Origin of the sequence: Sedimenticola hydrogenitrophicus (assembly GCF_025175675.1) — a bacterium.
GTDB classification, from domain to species: domain Bacteria; phylum Pseudomonadota; class Gammaproteobacteria; order Chromatiales; family Chromatiaceae; genus Sedimenticola; species Sedimenticola hydrogenitrophicus.
This window is the reverse complement of record NZ_JANIOA010000001.1, coordinates 161873-181034: the sequence shown is the minus strand read 5'-3', so window position 1 is coordinate 181034 and position 19162 is coordinate 161873. Positions and strand designations below refer to the sequence as shown.

Annotated in this window: 21 protein-coding genes; 11 read left to right on the top strand and 10 right to left on the bottom strand. The window is 61.0% G+C overall.

The features are described from left to right. Positions 1-4 precede the first annotated feature (4 nt). Genes NPX02_RS00825 through NPX02_RS00820 form a run of 3 tightly spaced genes read left to right on the top strand, consistent with a single transcriptional unit; the run spans position 5 to position 1250 of the window. Entirely contained in the window at positions 5-559 is a 555-nt protein-coding gene (locus NPX02_RS00825) for a hypothetical protein (protein ID WP_260291212.1), read from the top strand. 17 nt (positions 560-576) lie between these two features. After that, positions 577-813 (top strand): hypothetical protein, encoded by a 237-nt coding sequence (locus NPX02_RS21435; RefSeq protein ID WP_335342497.1) that lies wholly within the window; start codon positions 577-579, stop codon positions 811-813. Then, positions 798-1250, top strand: a complete 453-nt coding sequence (locus NPX02_RS00820) for a hypothetical protein (RefSeq protein WP_335342496.1) — start codon at positions 798-800, stop codon at positions 1248-1250. Before NPX02_RS21435 ends, NPX02_RS00820 begins: the two co-directional genes overlap by 16 nt. A gap of 250 nt (positions 1251-1500) precedes the next feature. Here the strand turns inward: NPX02_RS00820 and NPX02_RS00815 are convergent, their stop codons facing one another. The 5 genes from NPX02_RS00815 to NPX02_RS00795 all read right to left on the bottom strand — a co-directional run bounded on the left by NPX02_RS00815 (position 1501) and on the right by NPX02_RS00795 (position 7516). Continuing rightward, positions 1501-2919, bottom strand: a complete 1419-nt coding sequence (locus tag NPX02_RS00815; RefSeq protein ID WP_260291210.1) for a protein adenylyltransferase SelO — start codon at positions 2917-2919, stop codon at positions 1501-1503. Between the two features lie 331 nt (positions 2920-3250). Next, complete coding sequence (locus NPX02_RS00810; protein WP_260291208.1) at positions 3251-3451, bottom strand: CopZ family metallochaperone; 201 nt, start codon at positions 3449-3451, stop codon at positions 3251-3253. A 236-nt stretch (positions 3452-3687) separates the two neighbouring features. Next, positions 3688-6210, bottom strand: a complete 2523-nt coding sequence (locus NPX02_RS00805) for a heavy metal translocating P-type ATPase (protein ID WP_260291206.1) — start codon at positions 6208-6210, stop codon at positions 3688-3690. Between the two features lie 29 nt (positions 6211-6239). Next, a complete protein-coding gene (locus NPX02_RS00800) occupies positions 6240-6674 on the bottom strand; it encodes a heavy metal-responsive transcriptional regulator (protein ID WP_260291205.1) in 435 nt (144 codons plus the stop codon). A 365-nt stretch (positions 6675-7039) separates the two neighbouring features. Continuing rightward, positions 7040-7516, bottom strand: coding sequence for an Lrp/AsnC family transcriptional regulator (locus NPX02_RS00795; RefSeq protein WP_260291204.1), 477 nt, complete (start codon positions 7514-7516; stop codon positions 7040-7042). A 122-nt stretch (positions 7517-7638) separates the two neighbouring features. Here NPX02_RS00795 and NPX02_RS00790 point away from each other — a divergent pair, with 122 nt between their 5' ends. Beyond that, positions 7639-8835: a methionine gamma-lyase gene (locus tag NPX02_RS00790; protein ID WP_260291203.1), complete on the top strand. Its 1197-nt coding sequence runs from the start codon at positions 7639-7641 to the stop codon at positions 8833-8835. 202 nt (positions 8836-9037) lie between these two features. Here NPX02_RS00790 and NPX02_RS00785 read toward each other — a convergent pair whose 3' ends face one another. Both NPX02_RS00785 and NPX02_RS00780 read right to left on the bottom strand, forming a co-directional pair. Continuing rightward, on the bottom strand, positions 9038-9334 hold the full coding sequence (locus tag NPX02_RS00785) for a DUF1540 domain-containing protein (RefSeq protein WP_260291202.1): 297 nt from the start codon (positions 9332-9334) through the stop codon (positions 9038-9040). A 541-nt stretch (positions 9335-9875) separates the two neighbouring features. Further along, entirely contained in the window at positions 9876-10148 is a 273-nt protein-coding gene (locus NPX02_RS00780; protein ID WP_260291201.1) for a hypothetical protein, read from the bottom strand. Positions 10149-10461: 313 nt separating this feature from the next. On the opposite strand from NPX02_RS00780, the gene NPX02_RS00775 reads away from it, so the two are divergent. The 6 genes from NPX02_RS00775 (at position 10462) to NPX02_RS00750 (ending at position 16453) form a co-directional block, all read left to right on the top strand. Beyond that, positions 10462-11067, top strand: a complete 606-nt coding sequence (locus NPX02_RS00775; RefSeq protein WP_260291200.1) for a DUF502 domain-containing protein — start codon at positions 10462-10464, stop codon at positions 11065-11067. 179 nt (positions 11068-11246) lie between these two features. Continuing rightward, on the top strand, positions 11247-11654 hold the full coding sequence (locus NPX02_RS00770; RefSeq protein WP_260291199.1) for a DUF5335 domain-containing protein: 408 nt from the start codon (positions 11247-11249) through the stop codon (positions 11652-11654). A 416-nt stretch (positions 11655-12070) separates the two neighbouring features. After that, on the top strand, positions 12071-13246 hold the full coding sequence (locus NPX02_RS00765) for a transaldolase family protein (RefSeq protein ID WP_260291198.1): 1176 nt from the start codon (positions 12071-12073) through the stop codon (positions 13244-13246). Between the two features lie 446 nt (positions 13247-13692). After that, a complete protein-coding gene (locus tag NPX02_RS00760; protein ID WP_260291197.1) occupies positions 13693-14049 on the top strand; it encodes a PilZ domain-containing protein in 357 nt (118 codons plus the stop codon). A gap of 376 nt (positions 14050-14425) precedes the next feature. Beyond that, positions 14426-15856 (top strand): sigma-54-dependent transcriptional regulator, encoded by a 1431-nt coding sequence (locus NPX02_RS00755; RefSeq protein ID WP_260291196.1) that lies wholly within the window; start codon positions 14426-14428, stop codon positions 15854-15856. A gap of 303 nt (positions 15857-16159) precedes the next feature. Further along, positions 16160-16453, top strand: a complete 294-nt coding sequence (locus NPX02_RS00750) for a hypothetical protein (RefSeq protein ID WP_260291195.1) — start codon at positions 16160-16162, stop codon at positions 16451-16453. A gap of 263 nt (positions 16454-16716) precedes the next feature. On the opposite strand, the gene nuoI is transcribed toward NPX02_RS00750, so the two are convergent. The 3 genes from nuoI to NPX02_RS00735 form a co-directional block, all read right to left on the bottom strand. Further along, positions 16717-17211, bottom strand: a complete 495-nt coding sequence (gene nuoI, locus NPX02_RS00745) for an NADH-quinone oxidoreductase subunit NuoI (RefSeq protein WP_260291438.1) — start codon at positions 17209-17211, stop codon at positions 16717-16719. Positions 17212-17415: 204 nt separating this feature from the next. Next, on the bottom strand, positions 17416-17817 hold the full coding sequence (locus NPX02_RS00740; RefSeq protein ID WP_260291194.1) for a hypothetical protein: 402 nt from the start codon (positions 17815-17817) through the stop codon (positions 17416-17418). 3 nt (positions 17818-17820) lie between these two features. After that, entirely contained in the window at positions 17821-18225 is a 405-nt protein-coding gene (locus tag NPX02_RS00735; RefSeq protein WP_260291193.1) for a hypothetical protein, read from the bottom strand. A 263-nt stretch (positions 18226-18488) separates the two neighbouring features. Here NPX02_RS00735 and NPX02_RS00730 point away from each other — a divergent pair, with 263 nt between their 5' ends. After that, positions 18489-18938 carry a CBS domain-containing protein gene (locus NPX02_RS00730; RefSeq protein ID WP_260291192.1) on the top strand — a complete coding sequence of 150 codons (450 nt, stop codon included), beginning with the start codon at positions 18489-18491 and terminating at the stop codon, positions 18936-18938. The last annotated feature ends 224 nt before the right edge of the window (positions 18939-19162 follow it).

The following is a 19162-nucleotide window of genomic DNA, read 5'->3' as shown; positions in this document are numbered from 1 at the left end:
TCCTTTGAAAAGCCAGGATATTGTGATTCTCCTGAAATTGGCGCTCCTCCATAGGAGGGGTGATACCCTCGTGCCGCCTGAAAAGGGCAGGGCCGATCTGTTCAGCGCGCGCGGGCTGGAGAGCGCATTGGGTATTAGCAAAAGTGAGGTAAACGCTTCCATCAATCGCAGCGTTGATGCCGGCCTGATTGTCAAGGATCACAAAAGTGGTGTGCCAAGGGCAAATGTTGGTGCATTGGCGGAGTTTATTGTTCATGGTTTGAAGTACGTATTTCCGGTCAAACCCGGCCCGCTGGTACGGGGGATGCCCACAGCGACAGCGGCGCCGGTGTTGAAGGGAGAGTTGGTGAGTATGGATGAACACATCTTCGTATGGCCCGATCCCCAGGGGGATAAACGGGGTCAGGAATTGAAACCGCTGTTCAGGAGTGTCCCCGATGCCGCCCGGCGCGACCCGGATCTTTACGACCTACTGGCGCTGGTGGATGCCATTCGCCTGGGTAAACCGCGTGAATCCCGGGTAGCGCAACAGTTGTTGAAAAAGCGGCTTGAGGCATGAGGGATGTACCTCAACAAATGTTGGAAATGCTGTTGCCGGTGGCGGAAGCCCTGGGGCAGGAGTTGTTGGCGCATGTAGCCTTCGTCGGTGGCAGCACGACGGCATTTCTGATCACCGATCCCATTACCCGACAGGCGGTGCGATTCACCGAGGACGTGGATCTTATTGTCCATGTGGGGGGCAGGCCCAGTGGCAAGCATGGCAGAGGAAGCTGCATGCTCGTGGATTCAGGGCGAGCATGCAGGACGATGTGATCTGCCGAATGCGGCTGGGAGCATTGAAAGTGGACTTCATGCCTGATGATGAGCGCATACTCGGTTTCAGCAACCGCTGGTACCGCAAGGCCATCGAGCATGCCGAGCTGTTTCCACTGAATGCATCGATAACCATCAATTTGTTGGCACCAGCCTATTTCGTAGCCACCAAGCTTGAAGCCTATCGGGGCCGCGGCGGCAATGATCCGATGAGTAGTCATGATATGGAAGATATTATCAATCTGGTCGATGGCCGCGAGACGCTGGCCAGTGAGATTGCGGAGGCGGAACCGGATGTCCGGCGCTACATCGCGGAGCAGTTCAATATTCTGCAGGGCCACCGTGATTTTGATTATGCCGTTCAGGGCAACTTGCAGGATAGCAACCGGAGTAGTCAGTTCTTCCAGCGTTGGGAATGGATCGCGACCATTAGCTGAGTGTTAAAGCCAGCGCGTAGGGTGGGTACGTGTTTTTGCCCACCTTTCTGCCCCTCAATACCTTCCGCGTGGGCACTAAAAGCGTACCCACCCTTGGCTCGGGTCCGTGAACGGTGCATTGATGTACCAAGCAATGGTGAGGAGTGGTACATGGATGTACCGTTTACGGACCTGAGGATGGCATGCGCCTACCGGCTTATCCACCCTACAAAAGCGGTTTGGAATTGGGCGACATCAAATTGAAGCATTCTTAGGTTCCACAAAAGGTCGCCAGCACCCGTTCATGATTCTCGGGCGGCAGGGCGTAGTGCTCAAGACCGGGGTGTTCCTGGAACGGAGCCGACAGTACCTGTTGAAGTTCGTTGAATATGCTCAAGTCATCCTCATAGGCGGCCTGGATGGCACGCTCCACCTGGTGGTTGCGCGGGATGAACCGGGGGTTGCTGGTCGCCATGATCCGGGCCGCCTGCTCGCGGCCTCCGGGCTGCCGGTCGATCTGTTGCAGCCAACGCGCCTCAAAATCATCAAACAGGGGTGGGTCATTGGCGTCCAGTCTTGAGGCCAGTTGACGGAAGCTTTGGGTGTAATCCAGTTGTTCGTTCTGCAGTCGTTGCAGCCAGGCAGTCACCAATTCCTGATGTTCTTCGATGGGCTCCGGGAAACCCAGTTTCCGGCACATCAACGCCGCGTAGCGGGCCTCGAAATCCCCCTGAAAGGCCGACAGGAGGGTTTCATACTCATCCACCGTGCCATCCAGCAGCATCAGGCATTCGGCCAGTCGAGCCAGGTTCCATTGCGCCATGTGCGCCTGCCGGCCGTAGGCGTAGCGGCCGCTGTGATCGATCGAGCTGAACACCTTGTCGATATGGAATTCGTCCATGAAGGCGCAGGGGCCGTAGTCCAGGGTCTCCCCCGAGATGGCCGTGTTGTCGGTATTCATGACGCCGTGAATAAATCCCAGCGCCATCCAGTGCGCGACAAGCCTGGCCTGGGCGGCAACCACCGCCGAGAAGAAGGCCAGCAGCGGGCGTTCGGCCGCTACGGCTTCGGGATAGTGGCGTGCCATGGCGTAGTCGGCGAGACTTTGCAGTGCGTCCCGGTCGTTGCGCGCGGCGAAGTATTCAAAGGTACCCACCCGGAGGTGGCTGGCGGCCACCCGGGTCAGAACACCACCGGGATGGATCCGGTCGCGCATGACCCTCCCACCACTGGCGACGGCGGCCAGGGAGCGGGTGGTGGGAACGCCCAGCCGGTGCATGGCCTCGCTGACCAGGTACTCGCGGATCACCGGTCCCAGCGGAGACTTGCCATCGCCATTGCGCGAGAAGGGGGTCAGGCCGGACCCCTTGAGCTGGATATCGTAGGCGCGACCATCGACGGGGCTGATCGCCTCCGCGATCAGGGCGGCCCGTCCATCGCCCAGTTGGGGCACGAAATTGCCGAACTGGTGGCCGGCATAGGCGATGGCGATGGTGACGCCACCGGGCAGGGGTTCGCTGCCGCTGAAGATACGCGCCAGGTGCGCTCTGTCCTGCGTCAGTTCATCCAGGTCGAGGTGCCGGGCAAGGTCCTCATTCCAGGCCAGTAGGTGGGGCTTGGGGGCCGGGGCGGTTTGGACGTGGGCGTAAAAATTCCCGGGCAGTTCGGAATAGCTGTTGCTGAGCTTCATGGGCCCAGTGTCGCACGGCCGGGCGAAGAGACAACCCTCTGAAATTTGGGGAGTTGCCTGGGGGGGAGCGATGGGAGGGGCGCTGAACGGGGAGCATTACACGTTTGTCCAGAGGGGCTGGTGCCTTCTGCCGAGGGCGTCTGCCGCCAGGGATGGCGGCAGCGAGCCCCCATGGATGGGTTAACGGCGTCCCTCGACAGAAGGTGCCAGCCCCTCTACCGCGAATTCTGAACAATTGTGCAAACCCCCGCTGAACGGAGGGCCCTTCCCGGAACCGGGAGGGCCCTTCCCGGAACCGGGAGGGCCCTCCGCCCGGCTTGCGGCCGGGGTGTTATTGCGCCTCGGCGCTGTATCCCTCCTCCGTGATCGCCGCCACCAGGGATGCGACATCGGCACTCCCGGTCACCACGGCCTGGGCCTGCTCCAGGCTGACGTCCGCCGCCTCGACGCCTGGAATCTGTTCCAGGGCCTTCTTTACCGCGCCGACGCAGTGCATGCAGGTCATGCCGGTTACCTTCAGTTTTGTTTCCATCGTTATTGCCTCCGCTTAGGGGTTGTTACATTGAATTGACTAGGTAGTGCCTACCCAGAAACTACAGAAATCGTCATTTTCGGGAATGCCGGACAAAAGCGCGAAGCGCGTTGAACGACTGAAAGTCGGCCCGAAGGGCGAGCGAAGCGAATCATCCAGTAACTTGTTGAATCCCCTGGACCCCGGCCTTCGCCGGGGTGACGACAATTTAAATTGCGTGCGTTTCTGGATGAACACTAGGTAGTCGCCTCGTTGGCGCGGGGGATGTTCCCCTGCGTTGCCTGGGTGGCCGACGGGGATGGGTCGTCCAGCCGGGTGGCGCGCAAGCGGCGCAGCCGCAGGCTGTTGGCGACCACGAAGACGCTGGAGAGCCCCATCGCCAGGCCCGCCACCATCGGATCGAGGTGCAGGCCGAAGGCCGGGTAGAAGATCCCGGTGGCCACCGGGATCAGCAGAATGTTGTAGATGAAGGCCCAGAACAGGTTGCCACGGATGGTGGAGAGGGTGCGCCGGGCCACATCCAGGGCGGTAACCACCCCGCCGAGATCGCCGCGGGTGAGGGTGACGTCCGCCGCCTCGATGGCGATATCGGTTCCCGAGCCGACCGCGATACCTACATCCGCCTGGGCCAGTGCCGGCGCGTCGTTGATGCCGTCACCGACGAACACCACTTTCTGGCCCTGGGCCTGCATCTCCTGGACGGTGTTGGCCTTGCCGTCCGGCAGGATCTCGGCGTGCACCTCCTCGATGCCGACCTGGCGGGCGATCGCCTCGGCGGTCTTGCGGGTGTCGCCGGTGATCATGGCTACCTGCAGCCCCCGCCGGTGCAGCTCCACCACCATCGCCGCCGCCTCGGCCTTCAGCGGGTCGGCGACCGCCAGCACGGCGCGCACGTTGCCGTCCACCGCGAGGTAGATGGGGGTTTTTCCGTCGCTTGAGTAGCCGTCCGCATTGGCGGCCAGGGCGCCGACATCGATCCCTTCGCGCGTCATGTAGCGCAACGCGCCGAGCTGAACCAGCTGCCCCTCCACCCGGGCGGTGACGCCATAGCCGGGGATCGCGCTAAATGCCTCCACCGCCGGCAGGGTGGGGAAGCGCTCCCGCGCCGCGTTCACAATGGCGGTGGCGAGCGGGTGTTCGCTGCCCGCCTCGACGGCCGCGGCGAGGCGCAGGGCCGTATCCCGGTCGCCATCCACCGCCTCCAGGTCGGTGAGTTCGGGGTGGCCCGCTGTCAGGGTGCCGGTCTTGTCGAATACCACCCGGGTCACGTGGGAGAGGCGTTCCAGCGCCTCGCCCTTGCGGTAGAGCACTCCCAGTTCGGCGGCCCGGCCGGTGCCCACCATGATGGCGGCCGGCGTGGCCAGGCCCATGGCACAGGGACAGGCAACCACCAGCACCGCCACCGCGCTCACCAGCGCCAGGGTGATCGACGGGTCGGGCCCCAGCGCCAGCCAGGCCGCGAAGGTGACGGCCGCGATGACCAGGACGACCGGCGTGAATACCCGTACCACCCGGTCGGCCAGCCCCTGGATCGGCAGTTTGGCCCCCTGGGCTCGTTCCACCAGGCGGATGATCTGCGCCAGTACGGTCCCCTTGCCCACCTGGGTGGCCGTGACCTGTAACTGGCCGTGCTGGTTCACCGTACCGCCCACCACGCTGTCGCCCGGGTGCTTGGCGACGGGCACCGGTTCGCCGGTGAGCATCGACTCGTCGACGTAACTCTCGCCCTCCAGTACATCGCCATCCACCGGGATCCGCTCGCCCGGCCGGATCACCACCCGGTCACCGCGCTGCACCTGGCCCAGCGGCACCTCCTCCTCTATGCCGTCCCGCAGCACGCGGGCGGTCTTGGCCTGCAGTCCCACCAGCTTGCGGATCGCGGCGGAGGTGCGCCCCTTGGCCAGCTCCTCCAGGTACTTGCCCATCAGAATCGCCGTCAGGACCACCGCCGCCGATTCAAAGTAGAGGTTGCGGGCGTCCGGCGGGAACAGTCCGGGTTGCAGCAATACCAGCAGGCTGTAGAGCCAGGCGGCGCCGGTGCCGGTCATCACCAGGCTGTTCATGTCGGGTGACAGGTGACGGTAGGCGATCCAGCCGGGACGGAAGAAGCGTCGGCCCGGGCCGAGGATGATCACCGTGGTCAACAGCGCCTGGAGCCACTCCCACAGACCCTTGGGCGCCAGCGCGTCAAGGATCTCCTGGAAGCCGGGCAGGAAGTGGGGGCCCATAGCCAGAATCACTACCGGCAGGGTCAGGGCTACCGCCAGCCACAGGTCGTGGCGCATCGCCCGGCGGCCTGCCTCACGGGCTGCCTCCTCCCGCTCCTCGGCGTCGCCATCCTCCTCCAGGGGGCGCGGCTCGTAGCCCGCCTCCTGGATGGCGCCGGCGATCTCGTCCGCTCCCAGGGTGGCCGGCACGAAACGCACCGTGGCCCGTTCGGTGGCCAGGTTGACGCTGGCCTGGATGACCCCGGGCAGTTTGTTGAGGATGCGTTCCACCCGCGCGGAACAGTTGGCGCAGGTCATGCCGCCGACCCCGATCTCCAGTTCATCGACCACCGGCGTATAGCCGGCGTCACGTACCGCGTCAATCAGTGCGGCTTGTGTTATCAGTGATGCGTCGTAGCGGATGCTGGCCCGCTCGGTGGCCAGGTTGACCGGGGCTTCGCTTACCCCCTCCAGCTTGCCGAGCGTGCGCTCCACCCGTGCCGAGCAGTTGGCGCAGGTCATTCCTTTGATGCCGAGTTCAAGCTGGTTCATACGGCACCTCCCTGTGGGATCCCAATTTTTCATGCGGGCTCTCCTTGCTCTGGTTCGGGCGCTTGCTGATTCAGGGCGGAGAGGATGGGACATTCCGCGGTGGTGCCGGCGTGACCGGGACACTGCTCCTCAAGCGCCGACAGGGCGGACTTCATTCTTTCCAGATCGAGTATGCGGGTCTCGATGTCGGCGATCTTGGCGCGGGTGAGCCGTTTCACCTCGGCGGCGCTCTGCTCCGGGCGGTCGCTCAGGGAGAGCAGCTCCGCCACCTCGTCCAGCGAGAAGCCGAGCACCTGGGCGCGGCGAATGAACTGCAGGCGTTGCCGGGCATCTTCCTTGTAGAGCCGGTAACCGGAATCGGTGCGGCTCTGGGGCTCGATGAGTCCCCTGCGCTCGTAGTAGCGCAGGGTTTCGACCCCCAGGTCTACCTGCCTGGCCAGTTTGCCGATGGTGAGGTTTTCCATGATCTGTCCCCGTGAAATGGGTCGCGATGGGCAGCGCCCTGTGCCAATTTTACGACAGTATAAACCCTGTAGTCGACTACAGGGTCAAGGGTTTGTGTGGAGAAATTAATATCCCTGAGCCACGGAGGCGTCGGGTCCACGGAGGTGTCGGAGTCAAACCGGGCTCGGTCTATGGAGGTGTCGGAGTCAAACCGGGCTTGATCCGGTGAACCGACGCACGGCAGGGGGCCGGTTTGACTCCGACACCTGTGGTCTTGGTCCGCGACACCTGTGGTCTTGGTCCGCGACACCTGTGGTCTTGGTCCGCGACACCTGTGGTCCTGTGCCGCAACCGCTAACGGTTGCCGGAGGGCATGCGGCGGGTACTACTCCTGATGGCTATTCCGCAGGTCCGGCAGTTCATGATTCACCCGGGTGTCATAGATGATGGAGGTCTCGATGCGGGTGACGCCAGGCCGGTTGGTGAACTGGTCCAGGGCGAGGTTCTTCAGGTGGCGGGTATCGCGCACCGCCACGTGGATGACCAGGTCATACCGGCCGGTGATCAGGTGGGCCGAGCGCACCTCGGGGATGGTTAACATGTCATCCATGAACTGATCGACGGTCGTTCGTTCGTGTTTGGCCAGCTCGATCATGAACAGGGCCTCAAGCCCAATGCCCAGGCTCGCCGGGTCCACCTCGGCATGGGTTCCGCGCAACACCCCGTTTTCCCACAACCGCTTCAACCGTTCATGCACGCTGGAGGGCGCCAGTCCCACCTCGGCGGCGATCTGTTTGTTGGACAGTCGAGCATTGTTCTGTAACAGCCTGATAATTTCGATGTCGATTCGGTCGAGTGTCATTTCGATCCCTATTTGCCGAAAACCATTTCATGGTAATCAAAGATTGACGAGTAATATACTGATTACTCGTCAGATAGACGAATATTATTTTGATCAGACAAACTTAGGAATGATGCAGACCCATGAGCGGATCAACACAAGGCAAAGCGGGCTTTTCCACCCGGGCGATTCATCTCGGTTATGACCCGTACGCGGGCCACGGGGCCCTGAATCCCCCCCTCTATCTGAGTTCGACCTACACCTTCCCGACCGTGGGCGACGGCAGCGCCCGCTTTGCCGGCGAGCAGGCGGGGTATGTCTATTCCCGCGTCGGCAACCCGACCACGGCGCTGCTGGAACAGCGCATTGCCGATCTCGAGGGTGGGGAGGCGGCGCTGGTCACCGCCTCGGGCATGGGGGCCACCACCTCGCTGCTGTGGACCCTGCTCCAGCCGGGCGATGAGGTGATCGCGGACAAGACGCTCTACGGTTGCACCTATGCCTATTTCAATCACGGCTTGGCCCGGTTTGGCGTAAAGATCACCCATGTCGATCTGACCGAGCCTGAAAACCTGGCCAATGCGATCAGCGACAGGACCCGCCTGGTCTTCTTCGAGTCGCCGGCCAATCCCAATATGCGGCTGGTCGATATCGCAGCCATCTCGGCTATCGCCAGGCCCTATGATGCCAGGGTCGTGGTGGATAACACCTACTGCACCCCCTACCTGCAGCGGCCGCTCGAACTTGGCGCCGACTACGTGGTGCACTCCGCCACCAAGTATCTGGGCGGGCACGGTGACCTGATCGCCGGCGCCATCGTCGGACCCGCGGAGTCGCTTAATCAGGTGCGCTTCTCCGGCCTCAAGGACATGACCGGGGCGGTGCTGTCGTCGCAGGATGCCTTCCTCATCCTGCGCGGGTTGAAGACGCTCGCGTTGCGCATGGACAGGCATTGCCGGAACGCCCGGGGGATCGCCGGGTTGCTGGCGGCACACCCCAAGGTGGAGCTCTGTCACTACCCGGGACTGGAGACGTTTCCGCAGCGCGAACTGGCCGAGCGCCAGATGGCGGCGCCGGGCGGGATGGTGGCCTTCGAACTCAAGGGCGGTCTGCAGGCCGGTTGTCGATTCATGAATGCGCTGCGCCTGATTACCCGCGCGGTCAGTCTGGGTGATGCGGAAAGCCTGGCGCAGCACCCGGCCAGCATGACCCATTCCGTGTACACCCCCGAGGAGCGGGCCGAGCACCTGATCAGCGAGGGGTTGGTCCGGTTGTCGGCGGGGCTGGAGGATCTCGACGATCTACTTGGGGATGTTGACGGGGCGCTGTCGAAAGTCTGAGAGCGACGACGAAACGGACAACCACGGGGGGTTGCCCCTACGGGGTCACGGATGCCGCAACCGGGAACGATGGCGGGGCCATGTAGGGGCAGGCCCCCGTGCCTGCCCGGGGATGGGATGCACGACGGCGAGCCGGGCAACCACGAGGGGTTGCCCCTACGGGGTCACGGACGCGACAACCCTGACGCTTTCCCGTGCGGGTTTAATGCAGCTTACAGGTCATACACTCAGCCGTGTCACCGGTAATAGCCACCTCGATGCTGTCGGCCGAACATTCCAAATCGTCATTGTATTCGCAATCGCTGACCTTGCAGGCTCCGACCCCGGCCATGATCGATGCCCGGGTATGGCCGGCGGATCCGTTCAGGAAGGTATCGCAACCGGGATGCACTCCATCACCGATGGTGATGGCCTTGGCATGACAACAGGAATCCTGGTTATAGGCGCACTCATCTACAGAGCAGCGCTGCACCATCGGCATATCAATAGTCACTTTCATGATCGTTCCTCCTATGGCCTTTAGCGAGATAAACCGGAACGGAGATTCACCATTCCGGATTATTGCGGTGGCCTATTCCTGCGTTATTTGTGCCAACCCTGTTCCGCGCTGGCGGCGTTCTCATCCGGGCCGGATCGACCCAGGGCAAGTGCGGGTATTTCAGGCTGTTGCGGATAGCCCGGGCGGGGCGGCGTGACGCCGGGCAAACCCGTCCCACGCCGCAGAGCGGTTTAAATCACCCAAGTCCCGGAGCATATCCACCGCCTCCGCTCTCGATCGGGGTGCTGGCCGTCGTCGGTTGGCGACCCCGGTCCGCGCGGGACGGCTAATCCAAGTCCCAGGTATTAACCCAATAGTTGCATTGATCATGACCCAATGATTTGTTTCACCCCGTTATCTGCCGGATGAAATAGATAGGTTGCATGGTTTCCTGGAATGCACTGCTGGTGGAGTCCAGCATTGCACCCTGTAGGAGGCCCGCCCCCGGGCCGATTTCGCGGTGAGGCGCCGCTCCTACAGGTTGATTTTTGCAACGATCGGGTTATTTGGTGGCGGAGCCCCACAGGGTACAGTAACCCGACTCTTCCACCGGTCCCTCGACCAGGCGACAGGTACTGGTGTCGGCGAGGAAATGCATGCAGTTGCCACAGCGCATCTCGCCGTTGGGACTGGATTGGTACTTGGCCTGTTCCTTGGGTACTTTTGCTTCGTTCGATGCCCCCTGGGCGATCAGCAGTTGCGGTGCGCCACAATAGCAGACAGTAACGGCGATGCCCTTGAGCACACTACGTCGCATCTGGTCGGTGTTTTTCATATCTCCTCCTCGGTTCCATACCCTGTCCACCCGGATACCGGGTGGCACTCCTTTTTCCGGATCACCGATTAAACGAGCATCAAGTTTCATGCCAGCACGCAACGGGCCCAACGAGACGCCCGCGTCCTCGGGGAGCGGGACGCACCGGACAGGCCTTTCCCGACCGCGATGGCTGGCAGGCTATATGCAGGTTGAACGGGGTGCGCGGCGGCGGTTGCCCGATCTGAATCCCGACCCGGCCTGCCAACGGCAGCTTCCGCCAGGCCGACCGATGCCTCCACGCACAGGCATCTTCCATCGATGAGAGCGTGACATGCACCATCTATCCAATATCCTGCTCAAGGGCCTGGCGACGCTGTTGCCGGTGGCGTTGACACTCTACCTGATCTATTGGCTGGTCATCAGCATAGAAACCGGCATCCGGTCGGTCATCGTTTCCGTGGTTTCAGAGAGCTACTACCTGCCGGGGGTTGGCCTGGGGTTCGGCCTGGTCCTGCTCTATCTGATCGGCCTGGTCGCCGATGTCTGGCTGTTCCAGCAGGTGTTCCGGTTGGGTGAACGGCTGTTGGTGCGAATACCCCTGGTGAAGTTTGTTTACCGCTCGTTGCGTGATTTCACCAACTATTTTTCGGTCGATAAACGGCAGGAAAATCTGCACCGGGTGGTCATGGTATCCATAACCGAGCTGCGTCTGATCGGCTTCCAGACGGCCGACCAGGCCGCCGCAATGGAGCTGCTGTCACTGCCGGAAGGGATGGTGGCGGTCTACCTGCCGTTGAGCTATCAGGTGGGGGGCTACACTGTGTATGTACCCAGCTCATGGGTGGAGCCGATCGATATCCCCTTTGAGGACGCTTTCCGCCTGGCATTGACGGCCGGACTGAACGATTCGGGGTCGACGGGCGCACCGCCCGGTTGACGCCCGGATCCGTGCCGGTCGGAGGATTGTGGAACCGGGTACGGCGCCCGGGTATCCAAATGGCACTATAGCGGGAAACGCCGGCGAAAAGCGTAACGGAATCGAGTCAGCCCGTTCCGGATCTGATGCCGGGATCTCACCGGAACCCCATTCACTTCCAGCCGAAGGAGGTAAACATCGTGGAAGAATTCGAAATCATACCGCATGAGCAGTGGCGAAATGTATGTGAAGGCTTCAGCCGCACCCACCGCGGCTGGTTGATCTGTCTCTGGGTGGTCGATACCGGAAACCTGGAGGCAGGCTTGGCGGACAATACCGACAAGGCCATACGCGATCTCGAACTGGGTGAAATCACCGTTGAACGACACGGCCAACGGACCGATATGGTGGTAATGACACGAGGCGATCAGACCCATGCCGATCACATTATCAGGGGGGTTGTCGCAGTGAGCGTGGAACGGGATACGGATGGCAGGGCGAACGGCCTGCGTATCGATTCGGATGATAACAAGACCGCCCTGGTGCGTTTCCGCGTACCGGCCAATCCCGAGTCCCTCGACGGCCTGGCCCCGGGGGAGCTTCCCTGACAGACGCTCCACCAGGCGCCGCCAAAAAATCAAACAGGCGGCGGATTTCAGTCGGATATTGGGTTCCCGAGGGCTTGGGTTATTTTCAACCGGATATGGTGTAAAAGGACCCGCGCAAGAATAAGTTCCTGTATTCGGTCGCCCCTGGACCCCGCTGGCGGCGTTACGCTTTTTGCCAAGGGAACAGCCATTGCCTGCAAAGCGTGCCTTGCCAGCGTGGCCCAGGAACGCCCTCGGTACTACGGAATTATCCTTGCGCGGGTCCTAAGCCCCGGTTTTCCTGGATTCGGGTCCGCTTGATCCGCTTGGCGAAACGCTGACCCGGTGCGGCGGTGCTTGGCATTTGAATTGCAGATTACATAACGGACTGTCTTGCCGAATACCGGTTAAAAATACCACTCAACCGAGGGGTACACATGTCTCGGCTATCTCAACTGCATAAATACGGACAGAGCTTCTGGCTGGATGGCCTGTCGCGGGCCATGCTCGAGGATGGTTCCCTGCAGCAGCGTATCGCCCAGCAGCGGCTCGGCGGCGTGGCCGCCAATGCCGCGGTTTATCTCGCGAATATCAGCGATTCGCCGATGTACCAGGCGCGCATACTCGACGGCTGGGAACGTGGGGGTTCGGCGGAGAGCATTTATCGTGACCTGGTCATCGAGGATGTGGCGGCGGCCTGCGATCTACTCAGCCCGGTCTACCTGGCGAGCAAGGGAGAGGAGGGGTATGCGAGCCTGCAGATCTCCCCCCACCTCGCCCGTGATCCCTCGGGCAGTCTGCAGCAGGCACAGGAGTTGTGGGGTCTGGTGGACAGGCCCAATCTGTTGATCGAGTTGCCCGCCACCAGTGAATGCATGCCGACAATCGAGGAACTGCTCTATCGCGGCATCAATGTCAATATCACGCTGCTGTTCGGACTGCAGGATTATTGGGATGCCTTCCATGCCTACATGCGCGCACTGGAGCGCCGGTTCGCCGAGGGCAAGTCCCTGAACGAAGTGATCTCGGTGGCGAGTTTCTTCCTCCATCGTATCGATCTGGCGGTTGACCGACAGCTTGAAAAATTGAGCGAGGAGGGGGCCGCGTCGAAGGCTGGCGATGTGGCGGCGGCACTGCTCGGCAGGACGGCCGTGGCCAATGCCAAGCTCGCCTATGCCTCCTGCCTGGCACTGCTGAGCAGTGACCGCTGGAACCGCCTGGAGTCTCACGGGGCCCGACCCCAACGCATCGCCTGGGCTGATACCGCTGCCGACACCCGTGCTGACAAGGGTACCGACAAGGACGCCGGGGATAGCGTCGCTGCGGATGTGCGGTACGTGGAGCCCCTGATCGGACCCCTCACGATCTCGCGCATGGCGGCGGCGACCGCGGAGGGGTTTGCCGATCACGGCACGCCGGCGGCGACCATCGAGGAAGGGCGGGACGATGCGCGCTGGGTCATTAAGGAGTTCGATCAGCTGGGCATCGATTTCAATCGCATCACCGCCGGACTCGTTGACCAGGGGGTGCGGGACTTTACCGAACAGTACGACCGGATGCTGGCGCAGCTTCAGGGTGGTGGGTGGCGGCAAGACTCTGGTCTCTTCGGCTGATGACCGGCTCACCCGGGTGGCCGCCGGTAGCGCCGGCCAACCCTGTTCAGGACACTAATGAAGAATTCCCCCTTGTCCGGGCCCGGGGGGGGGCGTGCGCGCTTTGTCGCCAAGTCGCGGATGGGTCCGGAACAGGCGAAAAAATCTTCTGTGAAGCCGTCCGACTCCTGGCTTGTCATGTTGCCAATATGACCCGCTCGAAGTGAAAAAATCCAGCAGAGTGTCCGGCCGTCGCCTATGGTGAGTAGTAATGTTTATTGGTCGGCCTCGGTTGCTTCTCCCCGTCGTTTTTATCCGCCGGTTTTTTATTGGTGCAAGAGATAGACGCATCACAATATCGGCGAGTCCGGGGTTGAAAAATCCGCAGCTGACTTATAATTATTGAAGGGTGTCCTTTTATAGCCCCAATAACTATATAAGAAATAACCGAGTAGTAGGAGGAGTGAATGGAACACAGAATAGGTCAACGCATTGAAGTGGATCGAAAAGTGGTCTTAAGGCTAACGGATCGGTGCCGGATTGATGGCCGGTTAATGGATATCAGCCTCTCGGGCGCGGCGATCAAGTGCAAGGATTGGAATGTCTTTAATGCCTATACTCCCGTTGAAGTCCTGCTTGAATCCGGTGATGGCAGAGAACCGGAAAAGTTCAGGATTCAGGGATTTGTGGTGCGACTGCAAAAAGGCCTGATCGGAGTAATGTTCATGAAGGAGATGGTCAAGCTTGTTCGGCGCCTGCGATCCAGTTCAACCAAGTCAGGAGATCATTGGCAACGGGAATCTCTGGCCCGTACCGGGTCATAACCAACCCACATTAATGGGTCGTGCTTTCAGCCAGGCGGTCACCATTCGATAGCGAGGCGAACGGGTTCGCTGAACTGCGATAGTGTCCCCGCCGGTGAATGGATATACCGCCCGGCTGCGGCATGCGGCGGGCATGGACCCGGACCCATCCGTCCCAAGGGCAATCCGCTTCAGCGATCTATCCCTGCAATCATTACGGGAGGTTCTTGTCCCCGTTGCAAAGGGGGATGGTGTTGATCGATTACAATGGAGAGTGAGGAGCCGAATCGCTTGGTGTTGCGATACCGATTGCAACAGGGTATGCCCCAGTAAAACCACTGACCCAGGGCGAGCCCGATCATCCACGTTTCGGTGCTCCTGCCTCAGGAGGAGAGATATGACTGATTTGCTCATGATTATCGAAGACGATCAATTATTGGGAGCAGAACTGGCACGATATTTCCGCCATCTGGATTGGGAGGTGGATCTGGCGACCGACTTCGAGCAGGCGCGACACAAGCTCATCGATCAGGACCTCGATCCCCTGGTTACCTTGGCAGATACCCTCTTGCCCGACGGCAATTCGATCGATCTTTTCGAACTGGCGCGCCAGCAGGGGCATACCGGTGAATGGATATTCCTGAGTGGCTTCGGCGGCGTCCCGGAGTCGGTCAGGGCATTGCGTTTGGGAGCCTATGATTTCCTGGAAAAACCCTGTGACCCGGAGCGGTTGAGGACCATAGTGAATGACGCCCGGCGCAGCGCGCGTGTCCAGCAACTGCTGCATGATCAACCGAAGATGGGCGGGCGCGCCTATCCGCCGGATGCCTTTGTCGGCCGCGGCAAGATCGCGCAACAGGTTCGCAGGATGTTGTGTCGTATTGTTGAAGTCCCCTTCAGTGCCCTGGTCATCACCGGCGAGACCGGCACCGGCAAGGGGTTGGTGGCGCGCATACTCCACCACTCCGGCCCCCGCGCGGATGGACCGTTTATCGAAGTCAACTGTGCCGCGTTACCGCGGGATCTGCTGGAGTCGGAACTGTTCGGACATGAGGCCGGTGCATTTACCGGCGCCAAGGGGCGTCACCGCGGGTTTCTTGAACAGGCGGATGGCGGTACGCTGTTTCTTGACGAGATCGGTGAGATGGATATGGATCTTCAGGCGAAACTGTTGACCGCGATCGAGGGCAAGACCCTGCACCGACTGGGGGGCGAGCAACAGGTTAGGGTGAACGTGCAGGTGGTGGCCGCCAGCAACCGTGACCTGGAGCGGCAGGTGAAGGAGAACCGCTTCCGCAGTGATCTCTACCATCGTCTGAGTGTGTTTCGGCTGGACCTTCCGCCATTGCGTGAACGACTTGAAGATCTTGATGATCTGCTGCCCCTGATAATTGCTGAGTTCAATGCCTCGGCCGGGCGCCATGTAAAGATCGTTCCCGAGAAAATCTATCGCAAGTTGCGCAGTTATGATTGGCCGGGCAATGTGCGCGAGTTGCGCAACGTGATCGAGCGGGCGGTGCTGCTATCCGACGGGGAGCTGTTTCCCGACCGTTGGCTGCAGCTCGACAGCGCACCCGGCGGCGCACCCGACCAGCCGTGCATCGATGGCGCCCGTCTGACCATTCCCCTGGATGGATCGATGGCGTTGGATGAGATGGATAGCTTTATCATCCAGACCGCCCTGCAGCGGTACGGTTACAATGTCACCGCCACCGCGCGTGTGCTGGGAACCACGCGCGAGACCCTCAGGTATCGAATCCACAAATACCACCTGAGCACTGAACCACCGAAGCTCGATGTGGTCAATGAAACCGGGGTTCATCAATGAATCCAGGGAATGCAGGAGGCCCACCCGGGGCCGAATTCGCGGCAAAGTCACTCCTGGTTCAATAACGCCGCCCAGCAAGGGAAATGAGCATAACTGGTGTCCATCCAGAAACGCACGTAATTTAAATTGTCGTCACCCCGGCGAAGGCCGGGGTCCAGAGGATTCAACAAGCTACTGGATTCCGGCATTCGCCGGAATGACGATTTCTGTAGTTTCTGGATAGGCACTAACTAGGTAAATCCGACTACAACAGAGGACGTTATTATGGGAATGGATATTTCATATGTTTCGCATGGGGAAGGCTTGCAAATCACAGTGGACGGTAATCTCGACCTGACGCTGACGAGACCGATGCTGGGGGTCTGTGCCCAGGTGGATGACAACCTGCTGGTGTGCGTGATTGATTGCAGCCGGGTGGTCCGGGTGTTCGATTCGGGACGCGCGCTGTTGATGCTCCTGACAAACAAGTTACGGGAGTTCGAGGTCAGGGTGATTGTTATCGGCGATATCCTCCCGGCGGATCATCATGGCCAGCTGGAATCCACGTTGTGCATGAAACCGCGGGATGAGCGGCAGGAGCAGCCGTACCCTGGATGAACAGCTGTCGGGGCGGTTTCCGCGCCGGGAATCTTCCAAGTTAATATTGCCGGGTAAAGCTGTTTCAGTTTCGTAGGGTGGATAAGCGACAGCGCATGCCATCCTCCGGTCTGTAAACGGTACGTCCATGTACCACTCCTCACCGCAGCAATGGTGGATGCGCCTACCGGCTTCTCCACCCTACAAAAGTACTTTATCAAATTGAAGTAGTACCAGGAGTCTGTCGGGTTTTCGCGTAGATCAGCGTCAAGCCCGGCAAACTCCTAACGGTAGCGGGCGTCGGCGGCCCGGTCGGCGGCGATCTCCGCCTCGAACCGGTCGCCCATCTCCAGCAGCTGCTGTTTATGGATCAGCGTACCTTCGCGACTCTCGAAACAGAATTCGCTGAAACGGGTCAGGACGATGGCATCCACCGGGCAGGCCTCCTCACAATAGCCGCAGTAGATACAGACGAACAGGTCGATGTCGTAGCGGGTGGTGCGGCGCATACCGTCCTCGCCCTGCGGTCCCGCTTCAATATAGATGCAGCACGCCGGGCAGGTCGCCTCACAGAGTTTGCAGGCGATGCAGCGCTCCTCGCCATTCGGGTAGCGGCGCAGTGCGTGCAACCCCCGGAAGCGTGGGGACTTGGGAATCTTCTCCTCCGGGTACTGGACGGTGAATTTTTCTTTGAACAGGTAGCGCCCGGTAACCCGCAGGCCACGCCACAGCTCCACCAGCAGGTAGGTGTTCAGGAAATCCTTGAGCTGTTTGATCAGACTGTGCATTACACGGTTTCTCCATTGGTTATGATTGGAAATCGGCCGGGTGGTTCCAGCACAGGGAACAAACGACTGTTCCCTGTGCGTTTTTTCAACAACCGGCCAGGTGAACAGCGACGCGAATGGTGTCGAGTGTTGGTTGCCCCATCGCGCCCTATTCACCGCCGGCCGAAGGAAGCAAGTGGTAGGTCGTGAGCACGCTCAGGCATTCCAACGCAGCACCGCCGCGGCGGACAAGGCAATGGCCGACAACGCCGCGAGCGCCCCCCAGGCGAGGCGTCCGGGTGCGCCGTGCGCTGTGAAGATCAGGTAAAGCGTGAACAACAGTCCGGAGGTCATGCAGCCGATCTTGATCAGCAGTGCCACGAATGCGATGGGATGAAGATCGGGCAAGCGACCGTAAAGCCACCAGCTTGCACCGCCGAACCCGGCGCCGGTAATGCCCTGTAAGGCCCATGCCGCCGCCAGGATCAGCAGCGCCGGGCGGGCCCGTTGAAGCGGCGGCGCGAGCAGCAGCCAGAACACCGGGGCGCCGAGTACCAGCGCCGCCCCAAGGTTATGCAGCACCTGGATCAGGGAATAGATCAGGCTATCGATCGCCACCGGTCAAAACAGATCCACCGTGACCGAGGCCTCCACGCCGATCGGCACATGCGCCCGGTTCACGACCTTGATGGCGATTTCATGGCGCCCGGCACTCAGGGGACTGGTCTCATGGGTGCCCTCCAGGCGGCGCAGAATGGCCACCTCTTTTCCGTTCACATACAAATGCACATGGTCCCCCCGGGGGCCGGGAGTCACCTGGTAGCTGATCTTCACGGGCTGGTCAGCCTGCAGTTCGCTACCGTCCTTGGGTGCGTGGATGGTCACCGAGGCTGCGTCTTCCATCTCGCCGCCGGTCTCCGGCCTGCTGCCGCCCGAAGTGCCGTGATATACCGCCTGGACCGCTGTGGTGGTCAATAAGATGCCACTGACCAAAAAGATCGGTGCTAATCTTTGCACAAGCATCATGACATCTCCTCCCGTGGTTTTTCTCTGCGGGGGCGGTCCAAATCAACCAGAGATGGTGGATCTCAACCGCAGACCTGCGAAAATTGGATAATAGCGAGGGGTCGGAGTCAGGCCGCACAAGCCCACAGGCAAGGTCGGCAGGACGGGGCGGCCTGACTACGACCCCTTGGTATGCTTGGTATGAGGATAATTATCAGGCAAGGAGCGGGCCATGCGGAGATCCACCCGGCACGGAATATGGCATCGGTCAACGAGCAGAGATCATGAAAATTACCGATATCGCGATACGCAGGGTCCCGACCATTGACGCCACCGACACGCTGCAGGAGGCCGTTACGGCGATGCGCAAGTCCAATGCCGGGGTTCTGCCGGTGATCGAAGGGGGGCGCCTGGCCGGCACCTTGAGCGAGCGTGACATCCTGCTCAACGGCAGCCGCTCCCCGGCCGACTCGGAAAATGCCCGGGTGGCCGATCTCTACCGGCGGAATCCGCTGGTCTGTTCCAGGCAGGTTCAACTGAAGACCGCACTGCAGCTGATGCAGCAGCATCAGCAAAGCTGGTTGCTGGTGTCTGACCGCGAGGGAGAGTTTACCGGCCTGATTACGGCGCTGGAACTGATTGATCTGTTGCTCGAGCTGGTGCCGGAAGAAGCCGCCGGGCCGGAGATGGAGTACGTGCACCGGGTCCGTGGAGACCAGAGTACTTCGTTCTAGAATAAGAGGGGTCGGAGTCAGACCGCGCAAACCTGCAGAATAGGCCGGCAGGACGGGGCGGCCTGACTCTGACCCCTTGGTATGGGACGGCCTGACCGACCCATTGGTATGAAGCCCGTCAGGCTCCCGGGCGTGGAGTTGCCGGGTGGGTCGTCACGCCATCCCACGCTGCGAACAGCCCGGGCCGAAAAAGCACTAAAGAAATTCCCCAGCCGACCGATAGG